This window comes from Nonomuraea sp. NPDC050478 (assembly GCF_044458265.1).
GTDB lineage: Bacteria > Actinomycetota > Actinomycetes > Streptosporangiales > Streptosporangiaceae > Nonomuraea > Nonomuraea ferruginea.
This window is the reverse complement of sequence record NZ_JBITHT010000003.1, coordinates 69,952-87,000: the sequence shown is the minus strand read 5'-3', so window position 1 is coordinate 87,000 and position 17,049 is coordinate 69,952. Positions and strand designations below refer to the sequence as shown.

Annotated in this window: 17 protein-coding genes; 15 read left to right on the top strand and 2 right to left on the bottom strand. The window is 70.5% G+C overall.

The window, feature by feature from the left end; translation table 11 throughout:
* Positions 1 to 15: 15 nt before the first annotated feature.
* From ACIBF7_RS14750 to ACIBF7_RS14705, 10 genes are all read left to right on the top strand, one after another.
* The gene (locus ACIBF7_RS14750) at positions 16 to 1,326 is read left to right on the top strand and encodes a M24 family metallopeptidase (protein ID WP_148030906.1); all 1,311 of its coding nucleotides are present in this window, start codon (positions 16 to 18) and stop codon (positions 1,324 to 1,326) included.
* A gap of 39 nt (positions 1,327 to 1,365) precedes the next feature.
* A complete protein-coding gene (locus ACIBF7_RS14745; protein WP_397197288.1) occupies positions 1,366 to 2,337 on the top strand; it encodes an LLM class flavin-dependent oxidoreductase in 972 nt (323 codons plus the stop codon).
* 410 nt (positions 2,338 to 2,747) lie between these two features.
* Positions 2,748 to 3,980 (top strand): M24 family metallopeptidase, encoded by a 1,233-nt coding sequence (locus ACIBF7_RS14740; protein WP_397197287.1) that lies wholly within the window; start codon positions 2,748 to 2,750, stop codon positions 3,978 to 3,980.
* A gap of 2 nt (positions 3,981 to 3,982) precedes the next feature.
* A complete protein-coding gene (locus ACIBF7_RS14735) occupies positions 3,983 to 5,269 on the top strand; it encodes an Nramp family divalent metal transporter (RefSeq protein WP_148030909.1) in 1,287 nt (428 codons plus the stop codon).
* Positions 5,270 to 5,306: 37 nt separating this feature from the next.
* Positions 5,307 to 6,482, top strand: a complete 1,176-nt coding sequence (locus tag ACIBF7_RS14730; RefSeq protein ID WP_271275108.1) for an ABC transporter substrate-binding protein — start codon at positions 5,307 to 5,309, stop codon at positions 6,480 to 6,482.
* Positions 6,483 to 6,497: 15 nt separating this feature from the next.
* Positions 6,498 to 7,382: a branched-chain amino acid ABC transporter permease gene (locus tag ACIBF7_RS14725; RefSeq protein ID WP_397197286.1), complete on the top strand. Its 885-nt coding sequence runs from the start codon at positions 6,498 to 6,500 to the stop codon at positions 7,380 to 7,382.
* Between the two features lie 33 nt (positions 7,383 to 7,415).
* Positions 7,416 to 8,372 (top strand): branched-chain amino acid ABC transporter permease, encoded by a 957-nt coding sequence (locus tag ACIBF7_RS14720; protein WP_148030912.1) that lies wholly within the window; start codon positions 7,416 to 7,418, stop codon positions 8,370 to 8,372.
* Positions 8,372 to 9,142: an ABC transporter ATP-binding protein gene (locus ACIBF7_RS14715; protein WP_397197285.1), complete on the top strand. Its 771-nt coding sequence runs from the start codon at positions 8,372 to 8,374 to the stop codon at positions 9,140 to 9,142. Before ACIBF7_RS14720 ends, ACIBF7_RS14715 begins: the two co-directional genes overlap by 1 nt.
* The gene (locus ACIBF7_RS14710; RefSeq protein WP_187281094.1) at positions 9,139 to 9,855 is read left to right on the top strand and encodes an ABC transporter ATP-binding protein; all 717 of its coding nucleotides are present in this window, start codon (positions 9,139 to 9,141) and stop codon (positions 9,853 to 9,855) included. Before ACIBF7_RS14715 ends, ACIBF7_RS14710 begins: the two co-directional genes overlap by 4 nt.
* A gap of 33 nt (positions 9,856 to 9,888) precedes the next feature.
* Complete coding sequence (locus ACIBF7_RS14705; RefSeq protein WP_271275111.1) at positions 9,889 to 11,202, top strand: Xaa-Pro peptidase family protein; 1,314 nt, start codon at positions 9,889 to 9,891, stop codon at positions 11,200 to 11,202.
* A 49-nt stretch (positions 11,203 to 11,251) separates the two neighbouring features.
* Here ACIBF7_RS14705 and ACIBF7_RS14700 read toward each other — a convergent pair whose 3' ends face one another.
* Positions 11,252 to 11,422, bottom strand: coding sequence for a hypothetical protein (locus ACIBF7_RS14700; RefSeq protein ID WP_271275112.1), 171 nt, complete (start codon positions 11,420 to 11,422; stop codon positions 11,252 to 11,254).
* 143 nt (positions 11,423 to 11,565) lie between these two features.
* On the opposite strand from ACIBF7_RS14700, the gene ACIBF7_RS14695 reads away from it, so the two are divergent.
* Complete coding sequence (locus tag ACIBF7_RS14695) at positions 11,566 to 12,009, top strand: CBS domain-containing protein (RefSeq protein ID WP_187281095.1); 444 nt, start codon at positions 11,566 to 11,568, stop codon at positions 12,007 to 12,009.
* Between the two features lie 6 nt (positions 12,010 to 12,015).
* On the opposite strand, the gene nhaA is transcribed toward ACIBF7_RS14695, so the two are convergent.
* Positions 12,016 to 13,332 (bottom strand): Na+/H+ antiporter NhaA, encoded by a 1,317-nt coding sequence (nhaA, locus tag ACIBF7_RS14690; protein WP_148030916.1) that lies wholly within the window; start codon positions 13,330 to 13,332, stop codon positions 12,016 to 12,018.
* Between the two features lie 222 nt (positions 13,333 to 13,554).
* On the opposite strand from nhaA, the gene ACIBF7_RS14685 reads away from it, so the two are divergent.
* The 4 genes from ACIBF7_RS14685 to ACIBF7_RS14670 all read left to right on the top strand — a co-directional run bounded on the left by ACIBF7_RS14685 (position 13,555) and on the right by ACIBF7_RS14670 (position 17,041).
* Positions 13,555 to 14,478 carry an NADP-dependent oxidoreductase gene (locus ACIBF7_RS14685; RefSeq protein WP_397197284.1) on the top strand — a complete coding sequence of 308 codons (924 nt, stop codon included), beginning with the start codon at positions 13,555 to 13,557 and terminating at the stop codon, positions 14,476 to 14,478.
* Between the two features lie 100 nt (positions 14,479 to 14,578).
* Positions 14,579 to 15,889 (top strand): RNA-guided endonuclease InsQ/TnpB family protein, encoded by a 1,311-nt coding sequence (locus ACIBF7_RS14680; protein WP_397197283.1) that lies wholly within the window; start codon positions 14,579 to 14,581, stop codon positions 15,887 to 15,889.
* On the top strand, positions 15,889 to 16,338 hold the full coding sequence (locus ACIBF7_RS14675) for a cupin domain-containing protein (RefSeq protein ID WP_397197282.1): 450 nt from the start codon (positions 15,889 to 15,891) through the stop codon (positions 16,336 to 16,338). Before ACIBF7_RS14680 ends, ACIBF7_RS14675 begins: the two co-directional genes overlap by 1 nt.
* A gap of 424 nt (positions 16,339 to 16,762) precedes the next feature.
* Complete coding sequence (locus ACIBF7_RS14670; protein WP_397197281.1) at positions 16,763 to 17,041, top strand: hypothetical protein; 279 nt, start codon at positions 16,763 to 16,765, stop codon at positions 17,039 to 17,041.
* Positions 17,042 to 17,049: the final 8 nt, after the last annotated feature.

The following is a 17,049-nucleotide window of genomic DNA, read 5'->3' as shown; positions in this document are numbered from 1 at the left end:
GCCGAGGAGAACAGCATGGAACCTGCCCAGGTCAAGCGGCGGAACCTGCCGGAGTTCGGGCACCCCGTCCGGCCGGCGAAGTTCTGCAACACCGACCGCATGTTCGAGGTCATGGAACAGCGGGGGATCGACGGATTCGTCAGCTACTACGACACCAACGTCTACTACTTCTCCGGCTTCACCCCGTCCGCGAGGCACGCGCTCCAGGAGGCCAACGGCCTGGCCGCGATCGTGCTGTCGCGGCACGCCCCCGACCACCCGATCATGCTGGTCGGTGACCAGCAGTTCCCCTTCTTCCTGAACCAGCCCACCTGGATCACCGACATCCGTGCGTACGCGGGCGGCATCCGCCAGCTCGACCTGCCGGACGAGCACAACGGGCTGCACCGGTTCCTCCCGAAGGCCTGGGCGGAGACCGAGGCCGGCAAGCACGCCGCCGCGAACTACTACATCGGGCTCAAGGCCGCCGTGATGTCGGCGATCACCGACCTCGGGCTGGGGCGGGGCCGGGTCGCCACGGACAACCTGTCCTTCGCCGGCTCGCTCGACCTGCCCGACGCCGAGATCGTCGACGGCTACGGGATGATGAAGTTCGTACGGTCGGTGAAGACCGCCGAGGAGCTCACCATGCTCCGCCAGGCCACCCGGATCAACCAGCTCGCCATCGAGCGGACGGCGGCCGGCTGGGAGCAGGGCCAGACCTGGCAGGAGATCAACCACTCCTACTTCCGCCATGCGGTCGAGCTGGGCGGATTCGTCCGCGGTCCCTCCCCGCTGGCCGTCGCCAACCCCCTGCCGGGAGAGCCCGACGCGCTGCTGATGCAGAGCCTGCGTGAGATGGACTACGTGATCCCCGAGGGGGCGCACATCGTCATCGACGGTCACGGCGAGTGGCTGGAGTACTGCTGGGACGGTGGCAAGACCTGGATCGCCGGCAACGAACCGACCCGAGAGGGACAACGGGTGGCGGACGCCTGCGGCGCGGCCCTGGAGGAGATCAACGCGGCGCTGGTGCCGGGAAGCACGGTGAGCGGTCTGCAGGCCCTGGGCCGTGACGTGCTGCGGCGGCACGGGCTGCCGCGTCCCGAGGCCGCGTTCATCTACTTCCACGGGATGGGTCTGGAACACGGCGAGCTGGAGGCTCCGCGAGGGGGCGGCTACACCACCGGCGGCGCCCTCGACTGGCGGATGGAGAAGGGGATGGTCGTCGCGACGCACATCTTCTACCCCGGGGACATCCGCACCCGTCACTGGCTGGAGGACATCACCCTGGTCACCGACCACGGAGGCGAGACCTTCTTCACCTGGGGCACCGACTTCATCTAGCGGCGTCCCACCGTCCATCCCCCCAGGAGGTGGGACCCCATGACACGACTGAGCCTGCTCGTCGTCCCCCAGATGCTCCGTGAGCAGGACGAGCATCGCGACAGCCTGGCGCGCGCCGTCGAACTGGCGGAGGCGGCCGGCCAGGCGGGCTTCGACGCCTGCTATTTCCCTGAACACCACGGCAGGGACGACGACTACCCGTCTGCGCCGCTCACGCTGGCCGCCTATGTGGCCGGCCGGACGCCGCGCATCGGGATCGGCACCGGTGTCGCCCTGCTGCCGCTGCACAACCCGCTGGCCTTCGCCGAACAGATGAGCACTCTAGGCGCGCTCGTGGGTGACCGCCTGCACCGGGTCGGCGTCGGGATGGGAGGACTGGACGGCGACTACGCCGCCATGGGCGTGCCCCGCGCGGAGATGAGACGCAGGTTCGCCGACTCCCTCGCGGTGATCCGGCGGCTGTGGGCAGGTGAGACCGTCACCGCCGACGTGGGTTCGCTGCGCCTGACCGAGGCGCGGCTGTACCCGCGGCCGTCCCGGCCGCTCCCTCTCGCCGTGGGCGCGATGGCCGAGCCGAGCGTGCGCCGCGCCGGCCTGCTCGGCCTGCCCTGGATCACCGACCCCAGCCATTCGCTGACGACCCTGGAGCGTCTCGCCGAGATCTACTGGTCCGCCGCCGGATCGGAGGGCGAGGTGATCCTCATGCGCAACGCCTGGCCGGCCGCCGACCACGAGTCCGAGCGGATCTGGTGGCCGCATGTCGAGCGCTCCTTGGTGGAGTTCAGCGTGGGCGCCGGCCGGCTGAGAGAGGAGCCGGGCGTGCGGATCGGCTGGTCCGACTTCCGCGACAGGCTCCTCTGCGGCCCTCCGGAACAGCTCGTAAAGGAGGCGTGCGCGGCCGCGGCACGGCTCGACGCGGCCGAGGTCGTCATCCGCCTCGGCTTCCCCACCGGCCCCGGTCATGACGCCGTCCGGGCCGCGATCCGTTCCTTCGGCCGTCGCTCCCGCTGAGCGCTTCCCGGGCGAGGCCGTAAACGACTATAGAGTCACCCGTTCCCAGGAAATTCATCTGTCAGATGAAAGCGCGGAGGGATGGGCGCGCCGCGAACAGTGCCGGCGGTGTGCTTCGTCGTGCCTGATTCCCCGGAATTTGCCAGGCAGTAGACCCTCTCCGATGCCGATATGTCAATACGCGACAGCTATTGACACTCATGGCCCAGCCGCCCAATGTTAGGTACCAGTAAAAATTATGTGTCGATGAGATGTCCTCGACCCCGAGCGCATCTCCATCCGGTGTCCAGCGCACAGCCCTGACACCGTTCCCCGCCCACCCCCCACCGAGGTCCCGCCGCGGCCGTGCCGGGCCCGCGGGCTCGAAGCAATCAGCCGTAGCCACGGGAGACACCACCAAGGAGCGCGCGTTGAACATCGACCGCCTACTCGCGACCATGAAGGAGGTCGGCGCGGACGCCGTCCTCGCCACCAGCTATCCGAACGTCCGATACGCCGGGGGCTTCGCGTCCGCGACGGGGAGGCTGTACCCGCAGAACTCCTACTGGGGTCTCGTCACCGCCGACGACCCCGAGCGCCCGCACTTCGTGATGCCCTCCGCCGAGATCGCCGACATGGTCGACGCCGGCATCGGCACCGACCGGATGCACGTCTACGGGCGTCCGATCCTCGCAGTGGCCGATTCCGGTCCCGGCCCCGACGCCGGCATCCTGGAGGTCGAGGGGCGGCTGCACGCCGACCCGGTCTCCGCGTTGCGCGCGCTGCTGACCGAGCTCGGCCTGGAGCGGGCCGCGATCTGGGTCGACACCGACGACGGCGGAGTGGCATGGCGCCGCCTCCGGGAGGAGGACGTCGCCGCACGCTGGAGCGACGGCGGCGCGGACATCCTGCAGTGGACGCGGATCATCAAGACGCCGGCCGAGGTCGAGGCGTTGCGCAAGGCCGGCGAGATCAGCCAGCAGGCGCTGACCGAGGCGTTCGCCGTGCTCGGGACGGGCGGCACCGACGTGGACGTGGAACTCGCCTGGCGGCAGGCGATCTCCAGGCGACGAGCCCTGCCGACGTTCTTCATGGCCGGAAGCGGCGACCGCAGCGCGGTCTTCCGCCGCCCCGGCCGCCGGCGGGCGAGCCCAGGCGAACGGTTCCGCTGGGACTGCGGCCTCGTCGTCGACGGCTACTGCGCCGACACGGGCGGCGTCGTGCAGGTCCTCGCCGAGCCGTCGCCGTCCGAGCTGGACCACTACCGGGCCGTCACCGCCGCCGTCGACGCCGTGCTGGCGGCCGCGCGGCCCGGCGTGACGGCGTCCGCTCTCTACACGCTCGCGCGGGACACGATGTACGCCGCCGGAATCACCCGCTTCCGGCACTCGCACGTGGGGCACGGGATCGGCGTCGAGGCCCGGGACGCGCCGCTGCTCGCCCCGGCCCAGCCCTGGATGCCCCGGTTCCGGCCCGGGGAACGGGACCTCACGCTGCGCGAGGACATGGTCCTCAACGTGGAGGTGCCTTTCGGCATCCTCGGTGAGGGCGGCTACCAGCACGAACTCACCTTCCTCGTGGTCCGGAACGGCATCCGGCTGCTCACCCGCCGCCACCCCTACTACGTGGCCATGAGCGACCACGTCGACGAGATCGAGGTGTAGACATGGACACGTCCAGGGAAGTGCGCGCCGCCGAGGAACCGCGGATCCCCGCTTCGACCGGGGCCTGGTTGCGGACGATCGGCCCCGGCCTGGTGCTGGCCGCCGCGGCGGTCGGATCCGGTGACATGATCACGGCGCTGGTGGCGGGCGGACAGTACGGCATGGGCCTGCTGTGGGCCATCCTGCTCGCCGTCGTGCTCAAGTTCTTCATGACCGAGGGCATCGCGCGGTGGACGCTGAGCTCGGGCACCACCCTCATCACCGCGTGGCAGTCGCTGTCCCGCTGGGTGCTGGTGCCGTTCGCCGCCTATGTCCTGGTGCTGGCGATGGTGTTCGGCGCGGCCGGTCCGAGCGCGGCCGGGCTGGCGGCCAACGCCATGGTCCCCGGGCTGTCGCCGACCGCCTGGGCCATCGTGCACGCCGTCGTGGCGTTCATCGTCGTGCTCGTCGGCCGCTACCGGCTTTTCGAGCTGGTGATGAAGATCCTCGTCGGCATGATGTTCGTCTGCGCGGTCGCGGTCGCCGTCGCGATCCGGCCCAACGTGGGCAACCTGCTGTCGGGATCGATCCCGTCGCTGCCCGACGGCTCGCTGCTCTACGTCGTCTCCATCATCGGCGGGTTCGGCGGCACCCTCTCGATCATCGCCTACGGCTACTGGGCACGGGAGAAGGGCTGGCGCTCGCCGCCGTGGGTGCGGGTGATGCGCGTGGACGTGATCATCAGCTACGTCCTCGCCGGCATCTTCGCGGTCGCGATGCTCATCGTGGGCGCGGAGTTCCTGACGATCGCCAAGTTCGGCATCGAGGGCAACGCCGACCTGGTGGGCGTGGCGAACCTGCTCGGGCAGAGCTACGGCGCCCCGGTCGAGTGGCTGTTCCTCCTCGGCTTCTGGGCGGTGGTCGCGAGCTCGGTCCTGGGCGTCTGGAACGGATTCGGCTACCTCTTCGCCGACGCCGTGCGGGCCTTCCGTGGAGTGCCGGAGGAAGAGTCCGAACAGCACACCTCGACCCGCAGCCCCGCCTTCCGCGTCTTCCTGGTCCTCATCACGTTCCCGCCGATGATCCTCGCCGCGGTCGGGCAGCCGGTGTTCCTGGTCATCCTCACCGGGGTCCTCGCCGCGGTCTTCGCGCCGTTCCTGTGCGCGACCCTCCTGTGGCTGCTCAACTCCCGCCGGATCGACGCCGTGTACCGCAACCGCCCGCTGTCCGTGTCGAACCTCGTGCTCGGCGGCGCGATCCTGCTGTTCGCCGTGCTGGGCGGACAGTCCCTCCTGTCGATGTTCGGGTAACCGGCCGACCACCCCCCACCGAGAAGGGAGCCACGCCGTGAGAACCATCACGAGGCGTGCCGGCGCGGTCGCCGCCATGCTCGCCCTGACGGCCGCCTGCGGGTCCGGCGGCACGTCCGGCGGCACGCAGGACGCGGACGGCAAGATCACCGTCCCCATCGGCGTGTCGCTGGCGCTCAGCGGCCAGTACGCCTCCGTCGGACAGTCGTTCCGCGAGGCCATCGAGCACGCCGTCGACGCCTATCCGTACAAGAACTTCAAACCCGAGATGACCTACGAGGACAACCGGCTCGACAACGGCGCGGCCGTCCAGGTCTTCACGAAGTTCGCCTCCCAGGCGAAGGTGCCGGTGGTGCTCGGCGGCTTCGCCGGGCCGTCCATCGCGGTGGCCCCCGTGGCCGACCGCACCAGGACCGTCTACATCAACCCGCTCGCCCCGACCGACAAGCTGGCCGGCCACGAGTACCTCTTCAACACCCTGCCGATGACCTCGGAGGAGATGCGCACCGTCGCCAAGGCGATGTGGGACGCCGGGCACCGGAAGATCGGGGTCGTCTTCGCCCCCGACATCGACGGCGGATCGGCCACCGACGTGCTGGCCGAGACGTTCACCCGCCTCGGCGGCACGGTGGCGGAACGCCAGAGCGTCGCCGCCGACGCGGTGGACTTCTCCTCCCAGGTGGCCAAGCTGAAGGACGCCGATCCCGACGCGATCTTCGGTTTCGCCGCCTACAGCGTCTTCGCCCAGGTCGCCAAGCAGATCAGGGAGGCCGGAGTCGACGTACCCCTGTGGAGCTACCGCGGGTTCGGCGAGCCGACGATCTTCACGATAGCCAAGGAGGCCGTCGAGGGCACCAAGTACTCCGACCCGAGCTACTCACTCGACGGCACCCCGGAAGCGGCCGCGGCCACGCGGAAATACCGCGAGAAGCACGCGGGCAAGGACCCGGGCGCCTTCTTCACCTCGATGTACGACGCGACCTGGGTCGCGCTGAGCGCCATCGACGCCATCGCGGGGGAGACGAAGGCGGCGCCCACCGGCGAGGACGTCAAGAAGCTGTTCGACTCCCAGGCGTTCGAGGCTCCCTACACGGGCACCACCCGGTTCCTGAACAGCGGACCCGAGCGGGGCACGGTGAAGAAGCCCTTCGCGCTCTTCGAGGCCCGCGACGGAGCGTTCGTCCGTGTCGAGACGCTCGAACCCGTTTCCTGAGCCAGGTGAGGGAAAGTGGAACTCCTCCTGCAACTGCTGGTCAACGGCATCGCCGTCGGAGCGGTGTACGGCCTGTTCGCCGTGGCCTTCGGGACGACCTACCTGGTGGCCAAGGTCTTCCACGTCGCGCTGGCCGCGGTGTTCGCCACAGCGGCGTTCGCCTACCAGACCGCGCTGGCAGCAGGACTTCCAGCCGCCGCGGCGGTCTTCGCCGCGGCGGCGGCGGCGGCCCTGGTGACCGGGCTGTTCTGCGAAGGCGTGGTCTACCGTACGCTGCGCCGCCGGGGCGGCGACGAGATGATGCTCCTCGTCGGATCACTGGCCGTGATGGCCATCGTCTCCTCCACCATCGCCCTGGTCTGGGGACACACGCCGCTGCCCGTGCCGGGGTTCGGCGACGGAACGTCGTACACGTTCGGCGGTGTGAACATCACCCTGCGGCAGATCATCATCGTCGCCTGCGGCGTGCTGGCCACCGTCGGCGTCGCGGCCTTCATGAACGGCACCGCCGAAGGACGCAAGATGCGGGCGGTCTCCGACAACCCCGTGCTCGCGGGCGCGGCGGGCATCTCCGTCCAGCGCTCCTACCTGTGGGCGTTCGCCATCGGATCACTCGTCGCCGCGGTCGCGGCGATCCTGTTCTCGTCGGGACGGACGATCACCCCGTTCCTGGGCCTCCAGCCCACCCTGGTGGGCGCGGTCGCCGTCATCTTCGGCGGCACCGGGCGGCCCGTACCCAACTTCCTGGTCGGCATCTTCCTCGGCATCGTCCAGAGCGTCGCGCTCTGGCGCGTGGAGTCGATCTGGGAGACGGCCATCCTGTTCGGCATCCTCTTCCTCGTCCTGCTTCTGCGCCCGCACGGACTGTTCGGCAACGCGCGCACGGCGATGGAGACCTGACCCCGGGTTCACGGAGAGGAAGGGAAACCGGCTATGGAATACGTCATCAGCCTGGCGATGTTCGCCGCCGTCTACATCATCGTGGTCACCGGGTACGGCCTCAGCGCCGGTCTCGGCAAACAGTTCCTCATCTCACAGGCGGCCATGTGGGGTGTCGGCGCGTACGTCTACGGCATCCTCTCGCTCGAGACGGACTGGCCCACCGCGGTCTGCGCCCTGCTCGGCGTGGCGGGAGGCGTCGTCGCGAGCGCGGTCATCGCGCTGACGGCACTGCGGGTCAGCGGCATCTACCTGGCGATCGTCTCGTTCGCCTTCCAGATCGTGTTCGTCACGGTGCTGCAGAACCTGGAGATCACGGGAGGGCAGAGCGGGCTCGCCGGCATCCGCGGGATGTCCTCCATCGGGCCGCTGACCGAGACCGAGTCGGCGCTGCTCGTCGCCGTCGCCGCCTGCGCGGTCGTCGTGCTGGCCTACCGGGTGCTGCACGGCAGCGCCTTCGGCCTCACCGTGCGGGCGCTGGGGGAGGACCCGCAGGTCCTGGAAGGACTGGGGGTGCGGCCCGCCGTACTCAAGATCAAAATCATCTGCCTGAGCGGGGGCACGGCCGCCCTGGGGGGCGTTCTGTACGCACAGTACCTGTCGTACATCGACGCGAACGCCTTCAGCATCCACGTGTCGATCACCCTGTTGTCCATGCTCATCGTCGGGGGATCGCGGGCGGTGCTCGGGCCCGCGGTCGGCGCGCTGTTCTACCAGCTCATCCCGCAGCTCCTGCAGTATCTGGAGATCCAGGCCGCCGAGGCCGCGGATCTGCTGCAGATCCTGTTCGGGCTGCTTCTTCTGCTCTTTCTCCTGTTCCGGCCCGAGGGCATCGTCGCGCCTCCCGCGCCGGCCCTGCGGGCGGCGCGCACGAGCCGCCCGCCCCCGTCACCGCCCCCCGGCCCCGGCGTCGACCGTGACCGCGTGGCGGCGGCCGAAGGGAGGTCCTGATGGCGACCATTGCCAGCCTGTCCGGAGTGACGGTCGCCTTCGGCGGCATCGTGGCCATGAACGACGTCTCGTTCGACGTCCCGTCGACCGGGATCATGGCGCTCATCGGCCCGAACGGCGCCGGCAAGACCACGGCGTTCAACGTGCTCTCGGGTCACATACGGCCGAGGTCGGGCACCGTCGAGGTGTTCGGGACCGCCGCCTCGGCTCTCGGCCCCGCGGGACTGGCCGGCCGGGGTCTGGCCCGCTCCTGGCAGGACGGCCGTGCCTTCCTGGACATGACGGTCCTGGAGAACCTCGTCGTGGCGGTGCGGTGCCCACGCGCGGAGAGCCCGTTCTGGCGGCTCGCCCGCCCGCGCCGGGCGGCCCGCTTGGAGGCCGGCCTCGTACGGCAGGCCGACGAGGTTCTCGAGACGCTCGGCCTGTCGGCGTTCCGGGACCACAGAGCGGGCGACATCGGCTACGCGGAGCAGCGCCTGGTCGGCATCGGCCGGCTGCTGATCCGGCGGCCGAGGCTCCTCCTCCTCGACGAGCCCGCGGCGGGGCTGGACGGCGAGAGCATCGACCGCGTCGTGGGGATCGTCCGCGACATCGCCGCCGGGGGCCTCCCGGTGGTCCTCGTCGAGCACAGCCTGTCCGTGGTGCGCTCCCTCGCCGACTCCTGCGTCTTCATGAGCAACGGAGAGGTCGTCGCCCGGGGCACCCCCGAGAACCTGTTCCGCAGGGACGAACTGATCGACATGTACTTCGGGAAGGGGTGGCGGGCGTGAGCGGCACGGCGACGGCTCTGCGCGTGACGGGTCTGGCCGCCGGATACGGGCGCGGCGACGTCGTCAAGGACATCACCTTCGCCGTGCCCAGGGGCGGCAGCCTGCTGCTCGTCGGCCACAACGGCGCGGGCAAGACCACGATATTCAGGGCGATCATGGGGCTCTGCGCGGTCAGCGCCGGCAGCGTGGAAGTCACCGGCGCCTCGCTGGACCGGCGTTCTCCTGCCGAGCGCGCGCGTGACGGTCTGTCCTATGTCATGCAGGAGCACGGCACCTTCCGCGGCATGACCGTCCAGGAGAACCTGGAAGTGATCATAGGCCTGTCCGGAAAACTGAGCAGGGCACAGCGGTCCGAGGCGTTCACCCGCGTCTACGACTGGTTCCCGCGCATCCACGAGCGCCGCGACAGCCCGGCACGCGCCCTGTCGGGCGGCGAGAACCGGATGCTCGCGATCTCCCTCGGGCTCATCCGGAAACCCGCCGTCATGCTGCTGGACGAGCCGACCCTGGGCCTCGCCCCGGCCACCGCCGAATCCATGGTCGAAGTCGTCCGGCGGATCCAGGAGGAGACCGGCGTCGCCCTCGTCATCACCGAGTCGAGCCTGACAGCCGTGCGAGCCCTCGCCACCGAGACCAAGGTCGTCCGACGAGGTGGGCTCAGCCACACCATCGACGACCGCACCGACATCACGAGCCTCGACGAGATCCTCTGACCTCGTCCTCCAACCCACACCCGGAGGCTGACCATGACCGATGCGATCCCGGCCATCCGACTGGACCACGCGCGCACCGAACGGGAGTCCCTGCTCCCCGAACGGCTGTGCAACCTCGAACGGCTGCTGGCGACCATGGAGGCCCGCGACATCGACGGCCTCGTCTCCTATTACGTGCCCAACGTCCTCTACCTGAGCAGCTTCTACGCCGCCGGAGGCCACGCCCACCTGGAGGCCAACGGCCTGGCCGCCTTCGTCTTCTCCCGGCACCACCCCGACCACCCCATCCTGGTCGTCCAGGACACCGAGCTGGCGTTCTTCCGCCACCAGCCGAGCTGGGTGTCCGACATCCGGCCGTTCAGCAGCCTGGTCCGCCAGCTCGACCTGCCGGACGACCCCGACTTCATCGACAACTTCCTCCCGCGGGACGCGCTGAACACCGACTGGGCGCGCAGGATGCGGGAGAACCTCACCCCCAGCCTCGTGCTCGGCGTCCGCAAGGCCGTCGGCGACCTCGGCCTGTCCCACGCCCGCGTCGCCTTCGACAACCCGAGACTGGCCCGGCAACTGCGTCTCGACGACGTCGAGGAAGTAGACGGGTACGGTCTGATGAAGCACGTGCGGCTGGTGAAGACCCCGCAGGAGCTGGAGATCCTCAAGACCGCGGCCGACATCAACCAGCGCGCGCTGCAGGCCACCGTGGACAGCTGGACCCGGGGCATGACCTGGCGCGACCTCGCCAGGGAGTACGCGCGCAACGTAACCGCACGCAGCGGACTGTGCCGTGACCCCTACCCCTTCGTCGTGTCGAACCCGCCGCACGGTGACCCGGCCTTCCTGGTCCACGCGGGCCTCGACCCCGACTACGCGATCGAACCCGGCATGCGGATCATGTTCGACTGCCACGGCACCTTCAAGGAGTACGGCTGGGACGGCGGGAAGACCTGGATCGTGGACGGCGGCGACGATCCGGCTTCCGTACGGACCGCGAACGCGTTCTCCGAGGCCCTGCAGGAGATGGAGGCCCGCATGGTCCCCGGCACCAAGATCAGCGAGCTGCAGGGGACCGCACGCGCCGTGCTGCGGCGCCACGGTCTCGCCGACCCCGAGCGGGCACTGTTCTTCTTCCACGGCGTCGGCCTGGAGCACGGCGAGATCGAGCTGCCGGCCGAGGGGGAGAACCAGAGGCTCGCCGACTGGTCGGTGACCGAGGGGATGGTCATCTCCACCCACCTCTACTACGGCGGCTCCGTACGCGAACGGTACTGGCTGGAGGACGTGGCGATCGTGCACGACGACGGCGCCCGATCGATCTACGACTGGGGTTTCCAGCCACTCACCCGGTGAACCCGGGCGGCTTCGGCTCGTGCTTCCGCCGCCGACCCGCGGGCGCCGGTCAGGCCGGCCTGGCGGTGAGGTAGCGCAGCATCTCGGCGGCGTCCGGCGGGTCCGGCTGCGGGTCGCGGTACGTCACCGCGCCGGCCATCAGGTCGATCAGCACGTCCAGGTCGGCGTCGGCGGCCACCACGCCGTCCTGCTGGGCGCGCCGGAACCTCCCTTCGTTCACGGGACGTGCTCGTGAACGAAGTCGTCCGCCCGTCGATCCGTTATGTCCAGGGGTACAGCTCGGCGAATTTGTGGATAGGGTCGTCTCAGGTGAGCCGGGAAGTCTGGTCGGCGCGTCATGCTGTCGAGGCTTGAGGATGCACTGTGCGCGCTCGTGACCTGATCATCGACCTTCCCGTGCTCGACCTGAACGCATCCGTCGGCGACGCCGTGCGGCTGCTCGCCGAGCGGGATCTGCCCGGACTCATCGTGGTCGGCGACGACGGATCGCCGTACACGGTCCTGCCGGGCACCGAGGTTCTGCGGCTGGCCGTCCCGCACCACTTCCAGGTTGATCCGAACCTGGTCCGGGTGGTGGACGAGGCGGGTTCTGACGATTTCCCGCATCGGATGAGCGGCCGGGCCCTGCGCGACTGCCTTTCCGCCCGCCCCGGGAATCTGCCGATCTGCGGCCCCGACGCCACCACGCTGCAACTGGCGGTCCTGATGACGCGCACGCGCAGCCCGCTGGTCGCGGTCGTGGAAGGGGGCCGTCTCCTGGGCGCGCTCACGCTCAACACCCTGCTGGAGGGGACCCTAGCCGCGTGACGGCGGTCAGTTCTGCCGGGCCTGGCCGGGCTCGTACACGTCCGGGACGCCGTCCTGGTCGAGGTCGGCGGTCTCGATCTCGTGGATGCGCCGGTAGGCGCGGTTGCGCAGGCGCAGGACCACCGTCGCCAGGAGCGCGGCGGTGACCGATGCGGCCAGCACCGCCACCTTGACGTGCGCGTCGTCACCCACGCCGAAGGCCAGTTCGCCGATCAGCAGGGAGACGGTGAACCCGATCCCGGCCAGCAGCGACAGTCCCAGCATGTCGACCCAGGACAGGTTCTCGTCCAGGTCGGCGTGGGTGAAGCGGGCCATGAGCCAGGTCGCCGTCATGATGCCGATCGGCTTGCCCGCGATCAGGCCCACGACGACGCCCAGCACCACCGGGTCGCGGAAGGCGCTCATCAGGCCGTCCGCTCCGCCGAGGGTCACTCCCGCGGACAGGAACGCGAACACGGGCACGGCCACCCCGGCCGAGAGGGGACGGAAGCGGTGCTCGAAGTGCTCGGCCAGGCCGGGGCCCGCGTCCGGGCCGCCGGACTTGGGGCTGCGCAGGACGGGTACGGCGAAGCCGAGCAGGACGCCGGCGACGGTGGCGTGCACGCCCGAGGCGTGCACCAGCGCCCACGTGATGGCGGCCAGCGGAAGCAGCAGCCACCATGAGCGCACGCGGCGCTGCACCAGCACGGTGAACAGCGCCAGCGGCGCCAGCGCCGCAAGCAGCGGGACCGGCGAGAGGTGGTCGGTGTAGAACAGCGCGATGATGACGATGGCCACCAGGTCGTCGACCACGGCCAGGGTGAGCAGGAAGGTGCGCAGCGCCGTGGGCAGGAACCGGCCGATGACCGCCAGCACCGCCAGGGCGAAAGCGATGTCGGTGGCCGTCGGGATCGCCCAGCCGCGGGCCGCGCCTTCCACGCCCCCGGCGAAGAGCAGATACAGCAGAGCGGGGACGATCACCCCGCCCAGCGCGGCCGCGATCGGGACCGCGGCCCGCCGCGCGTCGCGCAGGTCACCGGCGACGAACTCTCGTTTGAGCTCCAGCCCGGCCACGAAGAAGAAGATCGCCAGCAGGCCGTCGGCGGCCCAGGTGGCCAGGCTCAGGTTCAGATGGAGCGCTTCGGGCCCGAACGTGACGCCGCGCAGCGTCTCGTAGGCGTCCGCCCAGGGGGAGTTGGCCCAGACCATCGCCACCACCGCGCCGACCAGGAGCAACGCCCCGCCGACGGTCTCCTTGCGGAGGATGGCGCCGATCCTCAGTGTCTCGCCCCAGGACCCCCGGCCGAGCAGGGCAGGCTTGCGGGGCGGGACAGGGTTGGTCATGAGGCGCTCCGGGATTCGGGTACGGGTCGGTCATTTGCCGACCAGACTTCCCGGCGCACCTCATCCCACTGTACCGACCGGCCGGGAGTGCCTGTCGAGCGGAGGGTGCCCGGAGCCATCGCGTGCGGATCCGCGCGGCACGTCGTGGCGGGGCCGGGTCCGGGAGGGGAACGCCTGTACGTTCGTCCTGTTCGATGTCTCCACCACGAGCGAGGAGCCGTCATGCGGGCCATCACCGTTCGAGACCGCGCCGCCGGGCTGGCCGGGCTTTCCCTGACGGAAGAGCCGTACCCGCACGCCGCCGAGAACGACGTCGTCGTCCGGGTGCATGCAGCGGGGTTCACCCGCGGCGAGCTCGACTGGCCGGCGACGTGGTCCGATCGCGCCGGCCGCGACCGGACGCCCAGCGTGCCCGGGCACGAGGTGTCGGGTGTCGTCGCCGAGCTGGGATACGGGACGACCGGCCTGACCGTCGGCCAGCGGGTGTTCGGGCTGACCGACTGGGCCCGCAACGGCTCGCTGGCCGAGTACGTCGCGGTGGAGGCCCGCAACCTCGCGCCGCTGCCGGCCGGTGTCGACCACACCGTGGCCGCCGCGCTGCCGATCTCAGGACTGACCGCGTGGCAGGGCCTGTTCGACCACGGCCGTCTGGCCGCCGGCCAGACCGTCCTGATCCACGGCGTCGCGGGCGGTGTCGGCTCTGTCGCGGCGCAACTCGCGCGCGAGGCGGGAGCCCGGGTGATCGGCACCGGCAGGGTCGACGACAGGGACACCGCGTTCGGGCTCGGCGTGGACGCCTTCCTGGACCTGCGGGCCGATCCTCTCGAAGACGCCGGTCAGGTCGACGTGGTGTTCGACGTGATCGGCGGTGACGTTCTGGACCGCTCGGCCGCGCTGGTGCGCGCCGGCGGCACGCTCGTCACCATCGTCTCCCCGCCCGCCGTCCGGCCCCCCGACGGGCAGGCGATCTTCTTCGTCGTCGAGGCCGATCGCGCCCGGCTGGCGGACTTGGCACGGCGGGTCCAGGACGGACGGCTCCGCCCGATCGTCGGGGCCGTGCGGACGCTCGCCGAGGCGCCCTCCGCGTTCGCGCCGACCCAGCGCGTCTCCGGCAAGACGATCATCCGGGTCACGGAAGGCGGATGACCGGGCCGTCACCAAACACCTACAGCGTGGATGCCCCGTCCTTCAGGGCGGGGAGGAAACGCGGAACAGCCGGACACTTCTGTCTCCTGAATCATTGTCGGTGACAGTCAGTAGTGTGATCGGCGTGTCCCGCTACCGACTCCAGCCCAGGCCTGCCCAGGAGCAGGCGCTGCTGGAGCACTGCGGGCACGCCCGATACGTGTGGAACCTGGCGGTCGAGCAGCACGCCCACTGGAAGCCAGGGCGTAAGAGCGCGCCCGGTTTCGCCGAGCAGTGCCGCCAGCTCACCGAGGCGCGGGCGGCCTGCGCGTGGCTCCGTGCCGGGTCGACCATCGTCCAGCAGCAGGCGCTCAAGGACTTCGCCCAAGCCATGGCGAACTACTTCGGCGGAACCCACCGGCGCCCGACGTGGCGCAAACGCGGGCGGGGGGAAGGCTTCCGGATCGTCGCCGTCAAAGCGGGTGACGTGCGCCGCCTGTCCCGCCACGTCGGCGAGGTCAAGATCCCCAAGGTGGGCTGGGTGCGGTTCCGCTGGTCCCGCACCGTCCCCGAGGGCGTCAAGTCGTTCCGGGTGACCCGCGACCGCGTCGGGCGCTGGCATGTGGCGTTCGCCGCGATCCCGGAGCCGATCCCCGCGCCCGGCACGGGCGACATCGTCGGCGTGGACCGGGGCGTTGCCGTCTCGGCTGCGCTGTCCACCGGCGAGATGCTGAACGCACCCACCTTGCGTGATACCGAGCAGAGGCGGCTGGCGCGTCTGCTGCGGAAGTTGGCGCGGGCCAAACGCGGGTCGAACCGGCGCGACCAGGTGAAGGCGGCGATCGCGAAGCTGAAGGGGCGTGAGACTGACCGGCGCAAGAACTGGGTGGAGAAGACCAGCACGGACCTGGCCCGCAGGTTCGACGTGATCGCCGTCGAAGACCTGAAGATCCGTAACATGACCCGGTCGGCGTCCGGCACCCTCGAAGCGCCGGGCCGCAACGTCCGCCAGAAAGCGGGCCTGAACCGGGGCATCCTCGCCAACGGGTGGGGCCGGCTGGTGGCGCGGCTGGAGCATAAGGCTCCCGGCCGCGTCCAGAAGATCAACCCCGCGTGTACGAGCCAGCGGTGCTCGGCGTGCGGGATCGTGGACCGGGCGGCGCGTGAGAGCCAGGCGCGCTACCGGTGCCGGTCCTGCGGATACGCTGGCAACGCCGATGTGAACGCGGCCAGAAACATCGCACACGCGGCAGGGCATGCCGTTGCTGCGCGGGGAGGCTTGCCGTTGGGCGAGCCGGTGAACCGCGAACCTCAACCTGTCTCCTCTCAGCGTGAGACGGGTTGGAATCCCACGCCTTCAGGCGGGGGAGGATGTCAATCCTCCTGCCCGATCCCCGCTTCGTACGTGCGAAGCAGGACAGGAGAGCCGTGATGATCCGCGTACTGTCCGCCGGTGGGCTTCTGGCCGCGTCCGTCGCGTGCGCGCCCGCGGTGGAGCGCGCGACCGCCCAGCCGCCGGTGGCCGCCACGGTTTCGCGGCCGCCGTCCGAGACGCTGTCGCCCCTCCTGGAGCAGCCGCTGCCCAACGTCGAGGGCAAGACGTTCACCTCGGCGATCGTGGACTTCCCGCCCGCCGCACGCGCGGCGCCGCATCGGCACGGCCAGGCTTTCGTCTACGCGTACGTACTCGAGGGCACGGTGCGCAGCCGGCTCGGCGGCGAGCCGGTGCGTACGTACCGCCGGGGCGAGAACTGGGTCGAGCCGCCGGGCGCCCACCATGTGCTCACGGAGAACACCAGCCGGACGCGGCCGGCGAAGCTGCTGGTCGTCTTCGTCTCCGACACGGGAGACAAGCTCAAGGCCGACGACCCGCCAAGATAGGCCATCGGCCGGGCGGGCTCGGTCAGCGCGGTCCCCGCATCGCGTACCGACCGCCGCATGCGGCCGAGGCCGGACCTCGGCGGCCTGACGACCGGATGACAAGCTGGGCCCATGTTCCCGGAGACTCCCGCCGCCGCGGCGGCGCTGTCGGTGGCCAGGCGTTTCTACTCGCCCGCGTTGTTCAACCACTGCGTCCGCTCCTACCTCTGGGGGACGATGTACGGCACGGCGCACGGGATCGCCTTCGACGACGAGCTCTACTACGTCTCGGCCCTGCTCCACGACATCGGGCTGACGGAGCCTTTCGACAGCCACAGGGCGCCGTTCGAGGAGGCCGGAGGACATCTGGCCTGGGTCTTCGGCGTGGGCGGCCGGCTGGCCGGCGGAGCGGGCCGCCAGGGTCGGCGAGATCATCGTGCTGCACATGCGCGACGACGTGTCCCCGGCGACCGACCCCGAGTCCCACCTGCTGCAGGTCGCCACGAGCTGGGAGGTGGTGGGACGGCGGCCGGAGGAGTTCTCGCCGGAGGCCAGGGCGGAGATGCTCGCCCGCCATCCCCGGCTGGGATTCGGCGCGGAGTTCCTGGCGTGCTTCGAGGACCAGGCGAGGCGCAAGCCGGACAGCGCCACCGCCGCGTCGGTCGGGAACGACGTCGCGGGACGGATCGCCGCCAACCCCCTCGAAGACCGCCGGCCCGCCTGACCTCGCCG